Genomic DNA, 17,732 nt, shown 5'->3' on the forward strand with positions numbered 1-17,732 from the left:
CACCTGAGACACGATGGGAGCGGCATCTCTGATGGACGAGACGTCAGCAGAATCGACTGAGGACAACCGCGAAGTGCTGCCGGACGCAGCCGCGGGCACGGGGCCGACCGGTCGTGTTCCAGAGGGGCATCGACTGACGGCGCAGCTCGGCGAATGGGCGCGCTCGCTCGCTCTGGAACCGGACGACCTGGTTCTCGGAGCGATGGTGGCCGAGGCGCTCAGGGTCATCCCCGAAGCCGACTACGCGTCCCTGTCCATCGTCAGTCGGGACAACTGCATTCGTTCCCGTGCTCCCTCCCACATGGTCCCCGAACGTCTTGACGCCCTGCAGTCGGAACTGCAGGAGGGCCCATGCTTCGACTCCATCCGCGAACACCGCATCGTCCGCGTCCCAGATCTTTCCGCTCCCACTCCCTGGCCGCGATTCGCCTCCAGTGCGATTGCCGAGGGGGTGAAGAGCATGCTCGCCTTTCAGCTCTTCGTCGAGGTCGACAGTCTCGGTGCCCTCAACCTCTATTCGACGAGCGCCCACGCATTCGACGAGGAGGCTGAGGACATCGGGAGCGGACTGGCCGCTCACGCCTCGTTGGCCCTGGCCAACGCGCAGAAACAGGGTCAGCTCTACGAAGCAGTGGCCTCGCGGGACCTCATCGGTCAGGCCAAGGGGATACTCATGGAGCGGCACAAGATCAGTGAGCACGAGGCATTCCTGCTGCTGACGAAGGTCAGCTCGAACACGAACACGAAGCTGCGCGAGGTGGCCGAAGAGTTCGTCCGGACCGGTTCGCTGCCGGGAATGATCACCGACTGACGCAGGTTGCCACCCGGTCGACGATCTTCTCAGAACATCACTTGTTACTCAGTTGAGCAGTGGGCTAAGCTGAGAACCGGTCAAGCAGATGGCCTCTTTCCTGAACTCAAGGGGATCACTGTGTACACCCTGCTCAACAACAGCGAAGCTTCCAAATTCGACCTCTACCTTCCCGGGAAGCTCGTCGCCTCTCTTCACTACACGATCTCGTCGGATGAGATCATGTTCGTCTACTGCGAGGCCATCGAGTCGATCGACAGCGAGCAGCACTGCCGGGAGCTGATGGCTCGTGCCCTTGAGGACACACTCAATCGGCGGCTCCCCATCACGGTCACGTGCCCCATCGCCCGCCAGCATATGGACGAGGATTCGGACATTCGAGTACAGCTGCCCGTTCTGCCCAAGCACAAACAGCGGACTGAGACTGCACAGCAGACCGATGGGGCTCTGCCGTCTGCTCACCGCAGGGGGCAGACAGAGGGCGAGTGACCGTGACGGGTTTCTGTCCTGCCGAACAGCGCGTCATCGTGGGATGAGCTGTTCAGCACTGAAATCATGACGCAGACGGACCTGGTTCGCGTCGATCCGTTCGACCGCCGCCCAGGGGACGACCAGCGAACCGGCATGCATCCGACGGAACAGCCCAGCGAAGAGCTTCGGTCGGTCCATGCCCGTGCGCTCATAGCCGAGGAAGGGCATCCTCCGGTGGGGGCCGACGATGAGCGATTCGAGCCTCAACCGGCTCCCATCCTTGACGAATCTGACGTCGAGGACCCAGCCGACAGGCTCTCCCGCGGAGTCGAGCACGCGCGAATCGAGCAGGTCACTGAGGATCATCGCGGCCTCCGGGGATCCGGGCGACGATGTGGTGACGCATCCACTGTTCGACCCACATCACGCTGAGCTCCTCGCCGTCGACGCCGAGTTCGACAGCGACGTCGACGTCCGAGACGTCCTCCCAGGAGATCCGATGCCAGCGGCTCTTCGGCGGACGTCCGCCGAAGATCCGCGTCGCCAGCACCGGCCCGGTCAGCAGGTGAGTGACCGTCGGTGCCTCCGCGTCCGGGTCCAGTGGTTCGTCGAAGGGGACGTCGCTGAGTTCGACGTCGTCGACGACCCCGATCGTGCGGTCGTTGATGTCACGCATCTGGCGGTCCAGAAGGTGGAGTCGCACGTCCAATGTTCTGCTGCCGTCGTTCCCACCACGGTTCTCGGAGTTCGTGCGGTCGTCGTTCATGATCCTGCTCCTGTGATGATCATCAGAGGGATGGCTGCAACGGAGGCGATGAGGACGAGGCCGAGATAGACCAGCGCCACTGCGTTGGTGACGCGTCCGTTGACGTGCTTGCCCATGTATTCGCGATCGTTGGCGACGATGAGGATCGGCAAATACGTCAACGGCAGGGCGATGGCGGAGAAGACCACCGAGATCTCCGTGACCTGGACGGGGTCGACTCCTGTCGCGAGCACCGCCACGCCGAGGACGAGGCAGACGATGATCGTCACGTGGAAGCGCGCGGCCTCGGCAGGTTTGCGGGTCTTGCCCCAGGTCCAACCGAAGAACTGCGCGATCGTATACCCGGTCGACAGAGTGGTCTCGAGCGCGGCCCCCGTCGTGGCCGCGACCATCCCGAGGATGACGACTGCCAGCAGCAGTTTGCCGCCCGCCTCGGCGACCGGCAGCACCGTCTGCGTCAGCGAGCTGACGGCGATGCCCTGCGGGAAGAGCACGATGGTCGCACAGACCGCGATCGAGAGCGCGACCAGCCCTCCGATGGGATAGCCGATGAGGATATTCATCCGCGAATCCGCGATCTTCTTCACCGTCCACTTCTCTTCGATCGCACTCGAGGAGTAGAAGAACACCTGGTAGGGAGTCATCGCGGACCCGAAGAGGGAGATGGCGAAATACCAGTAGGTCGACACATGCTCGTCTTCGGGCACGCTCGGTTTTGTCGCCTGCGTCATCAGGTCGTTCCAATCGGGTCCCAGCAGGAAGACTGCGACGGCGAATCCGACGAGCGCGAGACCGAAGAGGGGGACGAGCTTCTCCATCTTCGAGAACTTCACCCGCCAGATGATGAGCCACACCGCCACAGCGGCCACCGGCACCCAGAGGAGGTAATTCACGCTGCTCGCCAGCTGCAGGGCCAAGGCGATGCCGCCGACCTCGGCGGTGAGAGTGAGCAGGTTGATGAAGAAGGAGGCGCCGAGGTTCGCAATGCCGGCTCGGGGCCCGAGCCGTTCACGGATGATGTCGAACGTGGCTCGATTGCTCACGGCGCTGACTCGCCCCGACATCTGTGTGAAGACGCAGACCCCGATGAGTCCGAGAACCACCACCCATACCAGGGACAGACCGAAACGGGACCCGACTTCGGCTTCGACGACGAGGTCGCCGATGTCGACGAACCCGCCGATCGCGGTGAGCAGCCCCAGCAGGACTCCGACGATCTTCTTCATTGCGGCGGGTCCAAAGAGTCGACGCGCGCCGCGAGGCGGTCGCGACTGTCTCGGAGCGTACGTTCCACCTCCCCCGCGGAATGCGAGCTGGAGTCGCCGATGAAGTCCTCGGCGCCGGTGATCGCTCTCGCGGCATCGGTGATCTCCTCGAGGACGGCCGAGCGCTGACGACCCTCGGCCGGGGCGTCGACACTGAGTTCGAAGACCTGTTTCTGCGTCTTCTCGAGCTGACTGAGCATGTCCTCTGTGGTCGTCTCTGCCACTGTGCCCAGAGTTCCGCCGCGGCGGTACTGACTGAAGGAGTCTTCGACGGTAGCGACCGCGGACTGGGCCTGGTCAGCCGCTCTCCGCAGCTCACCGACGGGCCCTCCTTCGGAGGTGACACAGCCCGAGAGGAGCAGGAGCGCGAGTGTCAGCAGGAAGAGGAGGCACGTGCGGCACAGGCCGCTGAACTCACGAGATACGCTCATCTGTCCACCTCTCCTCGGTTTCACAACGGATTCTCACGGTAACGCGGGGCCCAGTTCAGCGACCACGGAAGGCTGAGACTCATGCATCTGCTCCGCTTCGCAGACGATGCCGCCGCATCTGTCAATCCCCTTTCGCCTCGGGCTCGGCATCGACATTCTGGGGCCATGAGAAACATCGTGCGCGTCGATCCCAGCGGCGAGGGCATCCGGAGGAAAGGTGCCGGCAGAGGATTCTTCTATACGAGAACCGACGGCAGCAGGGTCACCTCCGGGGCCGAGCTGGACAGGATCCGCTCGCTGGTCATTCCTCCCGCTTGGAAGGAGGTCTGGATCAGCCCCGTCGAACGGGGACACATCCAGGCCACCGGAGTCGACGCGGCCGGGCGACGCCAGTACATCTATCACGAGGACTGGACGACCGAGCGCCGAACCGAGAAGTTCGAACGGGCTCTGTCGCTGGCGTGGGCGCTGCCGAACTCACGGCGCCGCGTGACTCTCGATCTGCGCGCCCGTGGGCATGGGCCCCGAAAGGCCCTGGCGGCGGCCTTCCGCCTCATCGACATCGCCGGTCTGCGCATCGGCAACAGGGAATACGCGCGAGAGAACGGAACATACGGCGTCACGACTCTCGAGGTCCGTCATGCACGCATCAAGGGCTCGCATCTGCACCTGTGCTTCGTGGGCAAGGGAGGAAAGCAGTGGGACCTCTCCGTCGAGGACCATGATCTCACCCGTGCTCTCTCCCCCATGCTCAAGCAGGACGCCGTAGCTGAACTACTCGCCTATCCGGCCGCGAGATCACGAGCACCCGCCACCACGGCGGCCGAAAGCTGGCAGCAACTGTCCGCTGCGGCCGTCAACGACTATATCCGAGACGTCGCCGGACACGACTTCAGCGCGAAGGACCTGCGCACGTGGCGGGCGACCGTCGTCGCCGCTCACGAGCTGCCATGGGCCGAGGCACAGGAAGCGTCCCGGACTGCTCGGCAGACGCAGCTGAGAGAGGCGGTCAAGGCCACAGCTGCATTCCTCACCGACACCACGGCCGTGGCGAGGAACTCATATATCGATCCGCGCCTGGTCTCCGCCTTTCTCGAGAATCCGCCGGAACAGCCTCCGCGCACGGAGACGGATGTGCGAGATCTCCTCGGCGCGGTCCCAATCGAGCAGGACTGAGCCTGTGCGGACACGCAAGAGGTCCGGCCGCCGCCGTCGAGGCAGCGACCGGACCGATTGTCTCGCTCAGCTCTCCCGTCGGTCCGAACCGAGCCTCCACCCATAGACGAGGTGGGCTGCGAAAACCGCAAGGGCCCGGCTCGGCCTGTCCCGATGCGCCGGCGGGAGGACGCCCAGCGCGGGCAGCCATCCCTCATAGCCGAGCGCCCAGATCGCGGTACCGTAGGCGACACCGGTGCCCCGGTTCTGCCATCGCAGAGGGACGAGAGACGAATAGGCGGCTCCCGCCGAGGCCCCGTAGGCGACATGAGCGAGGCCCGCAGTGAAGTTCGTGGCCGGGTCCGAAAGGTCGGGAAGAAGCTTCTCGATGATGAGCCGCGGCGGCTGGCGATCCACGAAACCGGTCACTTCGGCGGCCGCGAGCGCGGCGCTCATCGCCGTCGTCGCCGCGATGCCGCTGCCGACGCCGGCACCGCCGCGCCTGATCAGATTCCCGATGGTCATGTTCGCCTCTCCTGCAATTCAGTCGTTGACGAGTTTGAAGAAGGTGCTCTCGTCGCCGTTCGCGGCAGTGTCCTGATAGAGCAGAGACAGACCCTTCTCATCGAATTTCTCGAACCATTCATCCCATTCGATGTGAGTGAGCTCGTCCTCGCCGGCACCGCCGGGGAAATCGAACCGGAGGACCCCCGGTCCGTCATCTTCAGTGCCCTTCACCGAGGCAGGAACGCCGTTGCGGGCTTCGGCCCATCTCCTGATCTCGTCATGGTCTCTCGTCGTCTTCGCTTCGGTCACAGCGTCTCCTCTCGTTCCTGTTCGCGGCTGCTGCCTGCGATCTCACTCGGACATCTTCTCCACAAGATCGCCGATGCGGGTGTCCCACTCGCTGCGGGCCACATCGGCCTGAGCGAGCATGCCCACGAGCTCGTGCCCGTCGATGACGGGAAGACGGCGGACCTGATGGTCCTTCATGGTCTGCAGTGCCTCGCTGACGTTGTCATCGGCACCGATGGTCACCGGCTTGCCCTGGGCCAGATCTCCGGCTGTCGCCGTCTTCGGATCTCCGCCCTCGGCGATGCACTTCACGACGATGTCACGATCGGTGATCATGCCTTTGAGGCGGTTGTCCTCGCCGCAGATCGGAAGGGACCCGAAACCGTCTTCGCGCATGTGCTGTGCGGCCTTCTCGAGTGTCTCGTTCTCGCCGACGCACTTCGCGCCCGGAGTCATCAGTTCACGTGCTGTCGTCATCGTCATCATCTCCTCGTGTCGGTGTGCGTGGTTTCTCTCCCACAGCGGGGACGGTCGGACGACCGACCCTCCGGCTGCGGGACACTCATCATGCTGACTGCTCCCGAGGAGTGTCCAGGGGGCGGCCGCCCGGGACGGGTGCCTCAGACACCGTTGCCGTTCCGGACCGCAGGCGTTCGGCCTTGAGCCGAAGCTCTGCGCACGGCTGCGCATGTTCTCAGCGGCGATGAAGTATGAGTCTCGTACGGCCGCTGACACCGGCACTGCACTTTGTCACGCTGTCAGTTCAGCCACCACCGACGATGAGGAGCCCGCGGATGACACAGACAGGTGCGATCGACGAGCTGAACAGCCCTGTGCCGGGCGCCGCCCCAAGCCTCGGGCTCGGGCCTCGGCCGAGAGGCGAGGTGAGCTCGCTGCTGCTCAGCGTGCTCACGTCTGACGGCGGAGAGGCCGCTGAACTGCTGCCCGAACTCGACGCGGCGGTGTCTTCCGCGCTGGTGTCGAGTGAGGACCTGCTCCGTGACGAGGATCTGCAGCTGGCGCTCCACCTTCTCTACGTCCTGCACACCGGTCCTGCCGATTTCGTGCGTGGAGACTGGGAGTGGAACCCTTCGCTGATCGGGATCCGCGGCAGGATCGAGCGCCGCTTCGAGACCGTGCTGCGAGCACTCGCGCCGTTGCCGGACCGCGTTCCGCGCTCCGGCGCAGAGCTGGCCGAGACGCTGTTCTCCATGACGAGCGAAGTGGCGCAGCCGGAACTGGCCACGTGGGCGGCGCGGCACGCCTCGATCGATCAGCTCCGAGAATTCCTCATCCACAAGTCGATCTACACCCTCCGCGAAGCAGATCCCCATTCCTGGGCGATCCCCCGACTCCGCGGTCGGGCGAAGGCAGCTCTCGTCGAGATCCAGGCCGACGAGTACGGAGGCGGCAGACCCGACCACGTCCACGCCGAGATCTTCGCCGGGACGCTGCGCGGATTCGGTCTCGACGACTGGCCCGACCATTACCTCGACGAGGTCCCTGCGGTCACTCTCACTTCGGTGAACGCGATGAATCTCTTCGGTCTCAACCGACGCCTGCGAGGTGCTGCCATCGGACATCTGGCCGCATTCGAGATGACCTCGTCCATTCCCAACGGCCTCTACTCCCGCGCCTTCAGCAGGAACGGCTTCGGCCGGGACGTCACATGGTATTTCGATGAGCACGTCGAGGCCGACGCCGTGCACGAGCAGATCGCGGCGCACGACCTCGCGGGAGGAGCCGCCGATGATGAGCCCGGCCTCATCCCCGACATCCTCTTCGGTGCCGCCGCCTGCCTCCGCCTCGACGACATCAGCGGATCCCACATGCTCGAAGCCTGGTCGGTCGGCGCCAGTTCGCTGCGATCCGTCGCAGGCAGGACGCCGCGGTGAGGGCGTCCCCGAGTTCCGCTGCCCCAGTGCTGCGGTCCCACTACATCCTGCCGATGAGCTGGACCGATGACGCGAACCTGTCGGAGCTGGTCGACTACGTCGATACGCTCACGCCCTTCGTTGACGTCATAGTCGTCGATGGGTCCCCAGAACCGCTGCGAACACGGCACAGGTCGAGCTTCTCGCATCCCATCACCGTCATCGACTGCAACGTTGCGCTCGCGCCCAACGGCAAGGTGGCGGGAATCCACACGGCGCTGCCGCTGCTGAGGTGGAAGCACACCATCATCGCCGACGACGACGTCCGATACTCCCCTGCAGACCTCCGGCACGTCCTCACCGCGCTCGAGACATGCGAACTCGCAGTGCCGCAGAACATCTTCACCTCAGCGCACCGCCGACGCCTGCCCTGGCACGCGAAGTGGGACACAGCCAGGAGCCTCATCAACCGCGCTTTCGCCGCCGACTACCCCGGCACCCTTGCCGTGCGCACCGACGTCCTCCTTCTCGGATACGACGGCGACGTCCTGTTCGAGAACCTCGAGCTCATGCGCACCGTACTGGCCCGCGGAGGCCGAGTCCGTTCCGTCTCCGACTGCTATGTGGACAGACGTCCTCCATCAGCGAGAGCCTTCCTCTCTCAGAGAGTGCGCCAAGCCTATGACAGCCGCGCTCAACCGCAGAAGTGGGTCGTCGAACTCGCGCTCGCACCGCTGATCCTGCTGCTCGTTCGGAAGCCTCGTCGACTGCTGCTCGCCGCCGTCCTCTCTGTCGTCCTTGCCGAGGCGGGGCGGCGCAGGGCAGCAGGTCGCACAGTCTATTCCGCTGACAGCGCGCTGTGGGCGCCGCTCTGGCTGACTGAACGAGCAGTCTGCTCCTGGATCGCGCTCGGCAGCGCTCTGCGTGGCGGTGCCCTTTACCGGGGACGACGTTTCCGGACTTCCGCGCATTCCCTCCGCACACTGAGAAGCCTCGAGAAGGAGACGAGTCGTGTCGAAACCCGTTGAACCCGCCACCATCACCCCCTGCCCCGACGGGCCTCTGCTCGTCCGCGGCGACTTCGCCGTCCTCACAGCACCGGGGCGGGAGGAGACGGCATCCGATCGCCGGGTGGTCGCCCTGTGCCGGTGCGGCAAGACCGGCATACCTCCGTTGTGCGACGGCTCCCATCGCGCGGTCGGCTTCCGTGCGCCCGCACCGCCGGCAGCAGAACCTTCCTCGGAAGACGGATAGCCCGAGCAGACGAACACACTGTCGATTGAGAAGGAGAGAGCAATGCGAGCAGTCACCTGGCAAGGCAAACGAGACATCTCGGTGGAGACGGTCGACGATCCGATCCGCCACAAGTCCAATGACGCGATCATCGAAGTCACCTCCACCGCCATCTGCGGTTCCGACCTCCATCTCTACGAAGTGCTGGGGCCATTCATGGACCGCGGAGACATCATCGGACACGAGACGATGGGTCGAGTCGTCGAGGCCGGCCCCGAATCCGGCTTGTCCACCGACGACCGAGTGGTCGTGCCGTTTCCCATCTCCTGCGGCCGCTGCTGGATGTGCGAGCAGGGACTCTACTCCCAATGCGAAACCACACAGGTGAGGCAGTACGGGTCCGGGGCACAGCTGTTCGGCTACTCTCGACTCTACGGATCCGTGCCCGGCGGGCAGGCAGAATACCTCCGTGTCCCCTATGCCGACGTCGGGCCGATCAAGGTCGGCGCCGACCTTCCCGACCACCGCTACCTCTTCCTCAGCGACATCCTCCCCACGGCATGGCAGGCGGTGAAATACGCCGGGATCAGGGAAGGAGACTCACTCGCCGTCTACGGCCTGGGGCCCGTCGGACAGTTCGCCGCCCGCATCGGCAGACACCTCGGCGCGCAGGTCTTCGGCCTCGACCCGGTCCCCGAACGGCGTGACATGGCCGCTCGCCACGGAATCGAGGTCTTCGACTTCGACGAAGATGCACATTCGGCCATCAGAGAGGCCACCTCCGGGCGCGGACCAGACGCCGTCGTCGACGCCGTCGGGATGGAAGCCCACGGGTCCCCGCTGGCCTCAGCCGCACAGCAGGCGACCGGTCTGCTTCCGCCGCCGGCCGCGCGCAAGCTCATGGAGACCAGCGGAATCGACAGGACCGCGGTCCTCCACGCGGCAATCGATCTTGTCCGTCGCGGCGGCACCCTCTCGCTCAGCGGAGTCTACGGAGGAGCGCTGTCACCCATGCCGCTGCTCACTCTCTTCGACAAGCAGATCCAACTGCGGATGGGACAGTGCAATGTCCGCAGCTGGACCGATGACCTCCTTCCCCTGGTCGAGGATTCCGCGGATCCGCTGGGGGTCGACGACCTCGTCACCCACCGGCTCCCCCTCGAATCCGCTCCCGAGGCCTACGAGATGTTCCAGCAGAAGACAGACGGCTGCATCAAGGTCGTCCTCGATCCGAACGCGGAATCATAAACCGCTTCGGCACAAGGGGCTCCACGCGTTCGCGGATCGCCTCTAGCGTCAGAACACGCCAACGCAGGACCGTCTGAGAGTCCTGCCATCAGTGAGGAGACACCATGAGTACAGAAGATCGACCGACCATTCCGGGCAAACCCGGTTCCCGCACTCCGGACTTCGATGAGCCGACGACGCCGCGAGAGCCGTTGCCGCCGAAGCCCGATCAGAGCGGACCGAAGCCGACGTCGCCGACAGGGGCACCCAGTCGCGACAAGCAGGAGGATCAGGCCCAGCAGGGCAGCTGGCTGACCACAGCCCAGGGCGCCCGGCTCTATGACACGGACCATTCGCTCAAAGCGGGATCGCGGGGACCGACCCTGCTCCAAGATCACCACCTGCGGGAGAAGATCACGCACTTCGACCATGAGCGCATCCCCGAACGGGTGGTCCACGCCCGCGGTTCGGCAGCCCACGGCACCTTCGTCTCCTACGGCACCGCCTCGAGCATCACTAAGGCCTCATTCCTCGCCCCCGACGTCGAGACGGACGTCTTCACTCGCTTCTCTCCGGTCGTCGGATCACGGGGATCGGCCGATGCCGTCCGTGACACCCGCGGCTTCGCAACGAAGTTCTACACGACCGACGGAGTGTTCGACCTCGTCGGCAACAACATTCCGGTGTTCTTCATCCAGGACGCGATCAAGTTCCCCGACATCGTCCACGCGGCAAAACCGCACCCCGATCGTGAGATCCCGCAGGCGCAGAGCGCTCATGACACCTTCTGGGACTTCGTGTCCCTGCACACCGAGGCGACCCATCATACGATGTGGCAGATGTCCGATCGAGGAATCCCGCGCTCCTACCGGATGATGGAGGGCTTCGGGATCCATACGTTCCGAGTCGAGAACGCCGCCGGAGAGACCTCCCTGGTGAAGTTCCACTGGAAGCCGAATGCCGGAGTCCACTCGCTCATCTGGGAGGAGGCGCAGATGGTCAACGGCGTCGACCCCGACTTCCACCGTCGGGACTTGGCAGATGCCATCGAAGCCGGAGCGTGTCCGCAGTGGGAGCTCGGCGTCCAGGTCTTCCCGGACGACCCGGGTGAGACCTTCGAAGGGATCGACCTGCTCGATCCCACGAAGATCGTGCCCGAGGAACTCGCGCCCGTGCAGCCGCTGGGAATGCTCACACTCGATCGCAATCCCAGCAACTTCTTCGACGAGACCGAGCAGGTGGCGTTCCATCCTGGGCACTTGGTGCCGGGCATCGACATCACCGACGACCCGCTGCTGCAGGGCCGGCTGTTCTCCTATCTCGACACTCAGATCACTCGCCTCGGCGGCCCGAACTTCTCCCAGATCCCCATCAACCGTCCGCACTGCCCGGTCAACGACATGTTCCGCGACGGGATGCACCAGACCGCCGACCATCGCGGTGCCGCACCGTACAAGCCGAATTCACTCGACGGCGGCAACCCGTTCCCCGCCGAGAAAGCCGACGAGCATACCTTCGTCGAGCTCCCACACGAGGTCCCCGCCTCGCAGAAGGAGCGCCGTTCGCCCGAGTCGTTCGACGACCACTATTCGCAGCCGCGCATGTTCTGGCTCAGCCTCACACCGATCGAACAGGAGCATCTCGCCGATGCCTTCACCTTCGAGCTCGGCAAGTGCTACGAGGAGACGATCCGGGCGCGCGAGGTCGCAGTGCTCGCCTCCGTAGACTCGGACCTGGCCCGCATGGTCGCAGAGGGGCTGGGCCTCGAGGCCCCTAAGGCCGAGACGCCGCCGCGCAGCGATGTCGAACCGAGCCCGGCTCTGTCCCAGGTGGGGAAGCGCTGGCCGGTCGAAGGGCGCAAGGTCGGCATCGTCACCGGCAGCGAGACCGACCCCGAGCAGGTCATTCGGGCCTATGACCGCATCGCCGAGGCGGGAATGGTCCCCATCACGATCGCTCCGGTGGGTGGACGCATCACGTCCGGCGAGAGAAGCGTAGCGGTCGAGCGGACCTACATGACCGCAGCCTCGAGCGAACTCGACGCCCTCTTCTTCGCCGATGGGGCGGATCTGACGGCGGAGACCGACCTGCTGATCACGGAAGCATGGCGTCATCTCAAATTCATCGCCGCCAGCGGAGACTCGTGCGCCATGATGGAGAAGTACGGGATCGCGTCTCAGGATCCCGGCGTCTACTGCGTCGATGACATCGATACCGCGCTGTCGCAGCTGCAGGACGGTCTCAGCGAGCACCGGGCCTGGGCCCGGGTCGAGGTCTGAGCCACTGCACGCCGTTGCTGAAGAATGACGGCATCGGCGGCAGCGGGTGGACACGGATGATGAGAGGAAGTGACCATGGCGGAAGGAAGCATGCGAGCAGTCCTCGCGGCACTCGCGGCGAATGTCACGATCGCCGTGCTCAAGTTCGCGGGGTTCCTGCTCACCGGAGCATCCTCGATGCTGGCCGAGGCCGTCCACTCGCTCGCCGATTCCGGCAATCAGGTGCTCCTGCTCATCGGCGGCAAGCGGGCACGCAGACCGCCTGACGAACGCCACCCGTTCGGCTACGGTCAGGAACGCTACATCTATTCGTTCCTCGTCTCGGTCATGCTCTTCAGCCTCGGTGGGCTCTTCGCGCTCTACGAGGCCTATGAGAAGTGGCGCGATCCACAGCCCCTGGATGATAAGTGGTGGTGGGCGCCGATCGTCATCCTCCTCGGGGCGATCGTCTCCGAGTCGCTGTCTCTGCGCACGGCGGTCCGGCAGTCGAATCGAGTCCGCTCCCGCGGGTGGCTGAGGTTCCTTCGCGGGACCAAGTCACCCGAGCTGCCCGTGGTCCTCCTCGAGGACAGCGCGGCGATCACGGGACTGACTTTCGCCCTCGCCGCCGTTATCGCCACCCTGCTCACCGGCAACGGCATCTGGGACGCTGCAGGCACCGCCCTCATCGGTCTGCTCCTCATCACCGTGGCCGTCTTCCTCGCTCTCGAGACGACGTCTCTGCTCGTGGGCGAGCCGGCCACAGACGACAATCGCAGACGGATCGTCACCGCCGTCGAGCACGGCGAAGCGGCACGGCTGGTCGAGCTCAAGACGCTCCATCTCGGGCCGGAACAGCTCCTCGTCACCGCGCGCGTCGCCCTTGCCCGGGAGGAGGGCTCACAGCTCGTCGATGCGCTCGGAGGCATCGAAGAACGGATCCGGCAGGACGTGCCGATCGTCACCGACGTCTATCTGCAGCCGACAGCCGGACCTCCCGCCGCGGGAGAAGACCACGAAAGGAACGCTCGCCCATGAGTGAAGCCGACGGAACAGGAAGCAGCAGGGACGGACATGAGCAGGACGCCGCCCGGTCGGCCGAGGAGCTGTCCGAACTCTGCACGGGCCACGGTCTGCATGTCGCCGTCGCCGAATCGCTCACCGGCGGCCGGATCGCCTCTCAGCTGGCTGCCGCCTCCGCTTCCGGGGACTGGTTCGCCGGTGGCATCGTGGCTTACTCCAGCGAGGTCAAACACACGCTCCTCGAGGTCCCCTGCGGGTCGGTGATCTCGCGGGCCTCAGCCGAGACGATGGCGCGGTCCGTCGCTCGGCTTCTCGGTGCCGACGTGGCTCTGGCCGCGACGGGAGCGGGCGGTCCGAACGGCCAGGACGGGGAGGAGCCGGGTACGACCTGGATCGCGGTGCTCGTCGCCGATGAGGTGACCGCTGAACTCCACCACTTCGCGGGCGAACCCATCGAGGTGCTCACCCAGACGCAGGAACGGGCGCTGCAGGTACTTCTGCGGACGGTCTCGGTCCGCTTCGGCTCCGCTGCGTCCTGAGCTCCGGGGCCTGAACGTGCCCGGGTCCTGAAACACTGCAGAGTCGCCCCTCGATGGCACTATCAGGTGCCCCGCACAGGGCTGACTCCCGAGGCCTGATCAAAGACGGCCAGATCCCGGCGGAATGCTCTGCTCCGTGCGTAGCCGTGCACTGCATCGAGCACTCCGCGTTGATCCTCTGCCTTCTGCACCAATTCGCCGAATTGAGCGGTCTCCAGGCCGAGCGCCTCGGCGTTGTCCTCAAGCGTCTGCCACATCCCGAGCTTGCCGATGACCGCACTGCGCATCAGCTCCGCTTCGAGCACGAGGGTCATGGGCGAACGTCGGAGCAGCGAGCCGTTGCTCTTCAGCCGCCCGACTCTCTCCCCCGCCCACGACACAGCCTCGGCGAGAGGCCGGCGTCGAAGACCCAACTGACCGATGAGGTGCTGGACGTAGAGATGCTCCCCGCGGATCTCCGCGGCCAACTCGGACAGGACTGCGAAGACCGGCGTATCGGCGAAGTCGGCCGCCATCCGTTCGATCCTCTCCGCACCGGCGGTGGCGCCGGTGAGATGGTCGCTGAGATAGAGGCCCAGGAGGTCCATGTCGACCCCGCTGTGCTCCCCGTCCGCATCCGAAGCTTCGTGCCCGGTGCTCCTGTCGTCTGTCTCCCGCAGCTGCGGCTGCTCAGGGTCGCGCGGACGCAGCGGGACGGAGGCGGCGCCCTCGCCGTCGGCCATGCCTTTGAGCAGTTCGCGCGCGGCGTCCATGGCGCTGTACTCCGGCTCCCAGCCGAGTTCTCGTCGTGCGCGGCCGTTGTCCATCAGCGGCACGTTGAGACCCATGTCGAGCCATCCTGCATCGGCGGCGACCAATGAGCTGGTGTGGCCCACGCTCAGAGCCGCACGCACTGCACCGTTCGGCACCGGGACGTGTCTGCCGTGATCGAGCAGTACGGCCAGATCCTTCGGATAGAGCACATCGTCGGCGCAGATGTTGAAGGCGCCTGCCCGGCGGTGGAGAACACTGGCCACATAGGCACGTGCCACATCCGTGGAGTGGACGGCCTGGACGCCGCGCAGTCCCGCAGGCAACGGCAGGAACGGCAGCCGGCCTGCTCGCAGCAGCTGCACGGGCATCCAGGTTCCGAGGAAGTAGCGCTGGATCTCCGAGGCGGCCGGGGCGCCGAAGATGAGCGCAGGGCGCAGCCGGGTCACGGTGACTTCGGGATGGTCGGCGCAGAAGACGTCGAGTACACGCTCCTGGGCGGCCTTGTCCACGCTGTAGTGGGAGGAGCGGATACCCTCGGTCGGCCACCCCTCGTCGCGCTTGTCCAGACTGTCATCGGGAGAGTAGACACCGACCGAAGAGGCCACGATGAGATGTGGCACGCCCGCCGCCGCTGCTGCCGCGGCCACCCGGGCCGTGCCGTCGACGTTGACGCGCCGGAGCAGATCCCGGTCGCTGTTGGGCTGGATGAGCCAGGCCAGGTGGATGACGGCATCGGCGCCGGTCAGCGCTTCCGTGAGATCACGATGGGCCGTATCCTCACTGCTCGCGGCGGCGACGTCGATCGCTCTCCATTCGCAGCCTGCATAGGGCTCGGCCTCGGTGTCGGGCATCCGTCTGGAGATCCCCAGCACCGAGGTGACTTCAGAAGTCCGGCTGAGCACGTCGAGGATCGCCGTACCGACGTTCCCGGTGGCTCCGATGACTGCGACTCTCATGGTCTCTCCCCGTGTGGTTTCGTTGGTGCGTCCGCGGCTGATTGTTCAGTGTCCGCTCCGCTGCGCGGCCTGTCGTCGCCGACGGAGACGTCGGCGAAGGAATACGGCGGCCAGGGACCGAGGAAGCGGATGGACAGAGCAGGCTGCTGTTTCTGCAGCGCGGTGAGCTCGGCTCCCAACGCCGTGACATCTGTGTCTCTCACCAGGCAGGAGGCCATGAGCACAGGCGTCAGCCCTGCTTCGCGGGCCGTCGAGCGGTACTCCTCGATGTCGAGGCAGTGAGAGGCGATTCTGGCTCTGACCTCCGGATAGATGCTGTCGGCGACCCGGTCGACGATCTCCTTCTCGGTCTTCTGCAGACGTTTCTCGAGCAGTCTGCGCACTCCGGCGGGTCGGCTGTCCATCTCCTCCTTCATGCCGGAGACCTCAGCGTGGACCTCCTCGAGCTGAGCTCTGTCGAGGGAGAGTTCGACGCGCAGCTCGGACGTGTCGCGCAGCTCCGCCAGCCGCTGGTCGAGCGTGTCGGCGGAGTCGTCGAGCCAGCCTTCGAGCTGTTCGGTCGCGGTCGCCTCGGTGTCGGGGTCCGAACGGACGATGACGTTGAACGAGACCGGGAGGACGGCGGCTGCGGTCTTCCAGGCATCGTCGATGACCTCACTGTGTTCGAGCACCCAACGGCGCACATCCTCGTCGGGACCGTTGAAAGGCCCCCCGGTGTGCCGGTGGGCCACGGCCTTGGGCCCCGCGTCGCGGCCGACCATGTGCAGCGCGGAACCGTCGATTCCCGTGACAGCGGGGGCGAAGTCGCCGCCGGGGACGATGGCGTAGACGTAGAGCATCTCGGTCCCATCGCTCATTCGGCGCCCTTTCCGTTCTCCTCGGCCCACCTGGCCGGATTGATGAGCTTGTCGACGACCTCGTCGACGACGTCGTCGAGGCCGCGGTGCAGATCCTCGACGGATCCGGTGATCCCGTGCTGGTCCTTGATCTGGTCCATCGCCTCATCGAGTTCGAGGAGGGCCTCGCCGAGGCGGTTCTGCTCGTCCTCGGTGAGGTCCCCGCCTTCCATCCGGCGCACGGCTTGGGTCTCGAGGGCCTCTTGGATCACTTCGACGAGGGTGACGACGAGAGTGAGCACCCCGTGTTTGAGGCTCTCCTCGTTGACGTTCAGCGCCATGATGCTGCTCCTTCTCCGACACGGTCGTCGGGGTTGCGGCCTGGTGACATGGTGTCCTCGAGCGGCGCGGAACGCCTGCCATCGGGTGCGGTCCGCCAGTCGTCGAGTCCGGCGGACCATGCGCCGGCGTCGTCTGCGGCCAGGGTGATGGTCGAGTCCGCGGTCTCAAGGATGAGGACCCGCCGTTCGTCGGTCGGGTTGCTGCGCTCCTCCCGGCGGATGTCCTGCAGCTGCTCGGGTGAGATCCTCACTCGCGCGCGCCCGTCCATCGGCGACCTCCAGGTCAGCTCCGTCTTCGAAAGCGATGCTTGTCCGCCGCGCCAGGTGCTCCCCGACGACAGTTCCTCGAGGAACCACATCCTCCCCTCGCGCAGGGGCCGATCCGCTGTCGTCCTCGCCTCCGGTCTCGAGGGTGCCGACTTGTCGGCGCGGTCGAGCTCGACCTGCACCAGGGAGATGAGGCGATCGGGTTCGAGGGCCGAGAGGATCGTCTCGCTGCCATCGCGGAGCCGGACGAGGATGCGTGTGCGCTCTTCGCCTCCGATGGAGGACTCACGCAGCGCGGAGACGGAGGCGATCGAGTTCAGGTGTGCCTGCCACAGAGTCTCTGCGGGGTCTCGCCGGTGGATGATCAGACGCTGCGAGGTGAGATAGGCGCTGCCCGGCCGCCAGGTCCGATAGAAGTTGTTCTGATAGTGACCGCCGGCCATCTTCGCCAGGATCTCCTCGTCGTCGGCGATCGGCAGGTGCGTGCGAACCGCTTTCTGCACCCATTCCCGGGTGTCGCTGTCCCACTGGCGCATCATCCCGTACTCGAGCATCGTCTCGATGCCGGCGATCGTGGCACGCAGGTTGACTCCGATGAGCGGGATGTCCGCGACCGAGATGATGAGGTCGAGGTTGAGATGGACCCCCTTGTTGAGGAGCACTTCGATGAGATCGGGCAGGGTCGCCCGCGGGTCGCGGGTGGGCTGCATGATCGCGTCTCCGGTCATGGT

At 65.5% G+C, this 17,732-nt stretch carries 21 protein-coding genes; 10 read left to right on the forward strand and 11 right to left on the reverse strand.

Going from position 1 to position 17,732, the window contains the following annotated elements:
* Positions 1-31: 31 nt before the first annotated feature.
* A complete protein-coding gene (locus AC3CD9_RS11205; protein WP_488363937.1) occupies positions 32-811 on the forward strand; it encodes a GAF and ANTAR domain-containing protein in 780 nt (259 codons plus the stop codon).
* Positions 812-931: 120 nt separating this feature from the next.
* On the forward strand, positions 932-1,300 hold the full coding sequence (locus tag AC3CD9_RS11210; protein WP_488363938.1) for a hypothetical protein: 369 nt from the start codon (positions 932-934) through the stop codon (positions 1,298-1,300).
* Between the two features lie 33 nt (positions 1,301-1,333).
* On the opposite strand, the gene AC3CD9_RS11215 is transcribed toward AC3CD9_RS11210, so the two are convergent.
* Genes AC3CD9_RS11215 through AC3CD9_RS11230 form a run of 4 tightly spaced genes read right to left on the reverse strand, consistent with a single transcriptional unit; the run spans position 1,334 to position 3,744 of the window.
* A complete protein-coding gene (locus tag AC3CD9_RS11215) occupies positions 1,334-1,648 on the reverse strand; it encodes a PRC-barrel domain-containing protein (RefSeq protein WP_488363939.1) in 315 nt (104 codons plus the stop codon).
* Complete coding sequence (locus tag AC3CD9_RS11220; RefSeq protein WP_488363940.1) at positions 1,635-2,048, reverse strand: hypothetical protein; 414 nt, start codon at positions 2,046-2,048, stop codon at positions 1,635-1,637. Before AC3CD9_RS11220 ends, AC3CD9_RS11215 begins: the two co-directional genes overlap by 14 nt.
* Positions 2,045-3,274 carry an NRAMP family divalent metal transporter gene (locus AC3CD9_RS11225; protein ID WP_488363941.1) on the reverse strand — a complete coding sequence of 410 codons (1,230 nt, stop codon included), beginning with the start codon at positions 3,272-3,274 and terminating at the stop codon, positions 2,045-2,047. The genes AC3CD9_RS11220 and AC3CD9_RS11225 overlap by 4 nt, the downstream gene beginning before the upstream one ends.
* Positions 3,271-3,744 (reverse strand): hypothetical protein, encoded by a 474-nt coding sequence (locus tag AC3CD9_RS11230; RefSeq protein WP_488363942.1) that lies wholly within the window; start codon positions 3,742-3,744, stop codon positions 3,271-3,273. The genes AC3CD9_RS11225 and AC3CD9_RS11230 overlap by 4 nt, the downstream gene beginning before the upstream one ends.
* A 165-nt stretch (positions 3,745-3,909) precedes the next feature.
* On the opposite strand from AC3CD9_RS11230, the gene AC3CD9_RS11235 reads away from it, so the two are divergent.
* Positions 3,910-4,920: a DNA topoisomerase IB gene (locus tag AC3CD9_RS11235; RefSeq protein ID WP_488363943.1), complete on the forward strand. Its 1,011-nt coding sequence runs from the start codon at positions 3,910-3,912 to the stop codon at positions 4,918-4,920.
* A gap of 66 nt (positions 4,921-4,986) precedes the next feature.
* On the opposite strand, the gene AC3CD9_RS11240 is transcribed toward AC3CD9_RS11235, so the two are convergent.
* The 3 genes from AC3CD9_RS11240 to AC3CD9_RS11250 are packed head-to-tail and all read right to left on the reverse strand — an operon-like array spanning position 4,987 to position 6,171.
* Entirely contained in the window at positions 4,987-5,424 is a 438-nt protein-coding gene (locus tag AC3CD9_RS11240) for a hypothetical protein (RefSeq protein WP_488363944.1), read from the reverse strand.
* An 18-nt stretch (positions 5,425-5,442) separates the two neighbouring features.
* On the reverse strand, positions 5,443-5,715 hold the full coding sequence (locus AC3CD9_RS11245) for a hypothetical protein (protein WP_488363945.1): 273 nt from the start codon (positions 5,713-5,715) through the stop codon (positions 5,443-5,445).
* Positions 5,716-5,757: 42 nt separating this feature from the next.
* Complete coding sequence (locus AC3CD9_RS11250; protein ID WP_488363946.1) at positions 5,758-6,171, reverse strand: CBS domain-containing protein; 414 nt, start codon at positions 6,169-6,171, stop codon at positions 5,758-5,760.
* A gap of 317 nt (positions 6,172-6,488) precedes the next feature.
* Between AC3CD9_RS11250 and AC3CD9_RS11255 the strand changes: the two genes are divergently transcribed.
* From AC3CD9_RS11255 to AC3CD9_RS11285, 7 genes are all read left to right on the forward strand, one after another.
* The gene (locus tag AC3CD9_RS11255) at positions 6,489-7,589 is read left to right on the forward strand and encodes an iron-containing redox enzyme family protein (protein ID WP_488363947.1); all 1,101 of its coding nucleotides are present in this window, start codon (positions 6,489-6,491) and stop codon (positions 7,587-7,589) included.
* A 53-nt stretch (positions 7,590-7,642) separates the two neighbouring features.
* Entirely contained in the window at positions 7,643-8,596 is a 954-nt protein-coding gene (locus AC3CD9_RS11260) for a glycosyltransferase family 2 protein (RefSeq protein ID WP_488363948.1), read from the forward strand.
* Positions 8,580-8,822, forward strand: a complete 243-nt coding sequence (locus tag AC3CD9_RS11265; protein ID WP_488363949.1) for a CDGSH iron-sulfur domain-containing protein — start codon at positions 8,580-8,582, stop codon at positions 8,820-8,822. Before AC3CD9_RS11260 ends, AC3CD9_RS11265 begins: the two co-directional genes overlap by 17 nt.
* Positions 8,823-8,864: 42 nt before the next feature.
* A complete protein-coding gene (locus AC3CD9_RS11270) occupies positions 8,865-10,049 on the forward strand; it encodes a zinc-dependent alcohol dehydrogenase (protein WP_488363950.1) in 1,185 nt (394 codons plus the stop codon).
* Positions 10,050-10,153: 104 nt separating this feature from the next.
* On the forward strand, positions 10,154-12,307 hold the full coding sequence (locus AC3CD9_RS11275; RefSeq protein WP_488363951.1) for a catalase: 2,154 nt from the start codon (positions 10,154-10,156) through the stop codon (positions 12,305-12,307).
* Positions 12,308-12,397: 90 nt separating this feature from the next.
* Positions 12,398-13,324 (forward strand): cation diffusion facilitator family transporter, encoded by a 927-nt coding sequence (locus AC3CD9_RS11280; RefSeq protein WP_488363952.1) that lies wholly within the window; start codon positions 12,398-12,400, stop codon positions 13,322-13,324.
* A complete protein-coding gene (locus tag AC3CD9_RS11285) occupies positions 13,321-13,848 on the forward strand; it encodes a CinA family protein (RefSeq protein WP_488363953.1) in 528 nt (175 codons plus the stop codon). Before AC3CD9_RS11280 ends, AC3CD9_RS11285 begins: the two co-directional genes overlap by 4 nt.
* A 62-nt stretch (positions 13,849-13,910) precedes the next feature.
* On the opposite strand, the gene AC3CD9_RS11290 is transcribed toward AC3CD9_RS11285, so the two are convergent.
* From AC3CD9_RS11290 to AC3CD9_RS11305, 4 genes are read right to left on the reverse strand one after another with little or no spacing between them, the layout of a single operon-like run.
* Positions 13,911-15,557 carry an NAD-dependent epimerase/dehydratase family protein gene (locus tag AC3CD9_RS11290; RefSeq protein WP_488363954.1) on the reverse strand — a complete coding sequence of 549 codons (1,647 nt, stop codon included), beginning with the start codon at positions 15,555-15,557 and terminating at the stop codon, positions 13,911-13,913.
* Positions 15,554-16,414 carry a GvpL/GvpF family gas vesicle protein gene (locus AC3CD9_RS11295; protein ID WP_488363955.1) on the reverse strand — a complete coding sequence of 287 codons (861 nt, stop codon included), beginning with the start codon at positions 16,412-16,414 and terminating at the stop codon, positions 15,554-15,556. Before AC3CD9_RS11295 ends, AC3CD9_RS11290 begins: the two co-directional genes overlap by 4 nt.
* Entirely contained in the window at positions 16,411-16,734 is a 324-nt protein-coding gene (locus tag AC3CD9_RS11300; protein WP_488363956.1) for a gas vesicle protein K, read from the reverse strand. The genes AC3CD9_RS11295 and AC3CD9_RS11300 overlap by 4 nt, the downstream gene beginning before the upstream one ends.
* Positions 16,725-17,729, reverse strand: coding sequence for a gas vesicle protein (locus AC3CD9_RS11305; RefSeq protein WP_488363957.1), 1,005 nt, complete (start codon positions 17,727-17,729; stop codon positions 16,725-16,727). Before AC3CD9_RS11305 ends, AC3CD9_RS11300 begins: the two co-directional genes overlap by 10 nt.
* Positions 17,730-17,732: the final 3 nt, after the last annotated feature.

Source organism: Brevibacterium sp. MGP-B1 (assembly GCF_057766545.1).

What these genes read in the sequence shown, in the direction of transcription:
- AC3CD9_RS11205 (WP_488363937.1), top strand. Translation starts at nt 32, where the DNA reads ATGGACGAGACGTCAGCAGAATCGACTGAGGACAACCGCGAAGTGCTG.
- AC3CD9_RS11215 (WP_488363939.1), bottom strand. Translation starts at nt 1,648, where the DNA reads ATGATCCTCAGTGACCTGCTCGATTCGCGCGTGCTCGACTCCGCGGGA.
- AC3CD9_RS11220 (WP_488363940.1), bottom strand. Translation starts at nt 2,048, where the DNA reads ATGAACGACGACCGCACGAACTCCGAGAACCGTGGTGGGAACGACGGC.
- AC3CD9_RS11225 (WP_488363941.1), bottom strand. Translation starts at nt 3,274, where the DNA reads ATGAAGAAGATCGTCGGAGTCCTGCTGGGGCTGCTCACCGCGATCGGC.
- AC3CD9_RS11230 (WP_488363942.1), bottom strand. Translation starts at nt 3,744, where the DNA reads ATGAGCGTATCTCGTGAGTTCAGCGGCCTGTGCCGCACGTGCCTCCTC.
- AC3CD9_RS11235 (WP_488363943.1), top strand. Translation starts at nt 3,910, where the DNA reads ATGAGAAACATCGTGCGCGTCGATCCCAGCGGCGAGGGCATCCGGAGG.
- AC3CD9_RS11240 (WP_488363944.1), bottom strand. Translation starts at nt 5,424, where the DNA reads ATGACCATCGGGAATCTGATCAGGCGCGGCGGTGCCGGCGTCGGCAGC.
- AC3CD9_RS11250 (WP_488363946.1), bottom strand. Translation starts at nt 6,171, where the DNA reads ATGACGACAGCACGTGAACTGATGACTCCGGGCGCGAAGTGCGTCGGC.
- AC3CD9_RS11255 (WP_488363947.1), top strand. Translation starts at nt 6,489, where the DNA reads ATGACACAGACAGGTGCGATCGACGAGCTGAACAGCCCTGTGCCGGGC.
- AC3CD9_RS11260 (WP_488363948.1), top strand. Translation starts at nt 7,643, where the DNA reads ATGAGCTGGACCGATGACGCGAACCTGTCGGAGCTGGTCGACTACGTC.
- AC3CD9_RS11270 (WP_488363950.1), top strand. Translation starts at nt 8,865, where the DNA reads ATGCGAGCAGTCACCTGGCAAGGCAAACGAGACATCTCGGTGGAGACG.
- AC3CD9_RS11275 (WP_488363951.1), top strand. Translation starts at nt 10,154, where the DNA reads ATGAGTACAGAAGATCGACCGACCATTCCGGGCAAACCCGGTTCCCGC.
- AC3CD9_RS11280 (WP_488363952.1), top strand. Translation starts at nt 12,398, where the DNA reads ATGCGAGCAGTCCTCGCGGCACTCGCGGCGAATGTCACGATCGCCGTG.
- AC3CD9_RS11285 (WP_488363953.1), top strand. Translation starts at nt 13,321, where the DNA reads ATGAGTGAAGCCGACGGAACAGGAAGCAGCAGGGACGGACATGAGCAG.
- AC3CD9_RS11290 (WP_488363954.1), bottom strand. Translation starts at nt 15,557, where the DNA reads ATGAGAGTCGCAGTCATCGGAGCCACCGGGAACGTCGGTACGGCGATC.
- AC3CD9_RS11295 (WP_488363955.1), bottom strand. Translation starts at nt 16,414, where the DNA reads ATGAGCGATGGGACCGAGATGCTCTACGTCTACGCCATCGTCCCCGGC.
- AC3CD9_RS11300 (WP_488363956.1), bottom strand. Translation starts at nt 16,734, where the DNA reads ATGGCGCTGAACGTCAACGAGGAGAGCCTCAAACACGGGGTGCTCACT.
- AC3CD9_RS11305 (WP_488363957.1), bottom strand. Translation starts at nt 17,729, where the DNA reads ATGACCGGAGACGCGATCATGCAGCCCACCCGCGACCCGCGGGCGACC.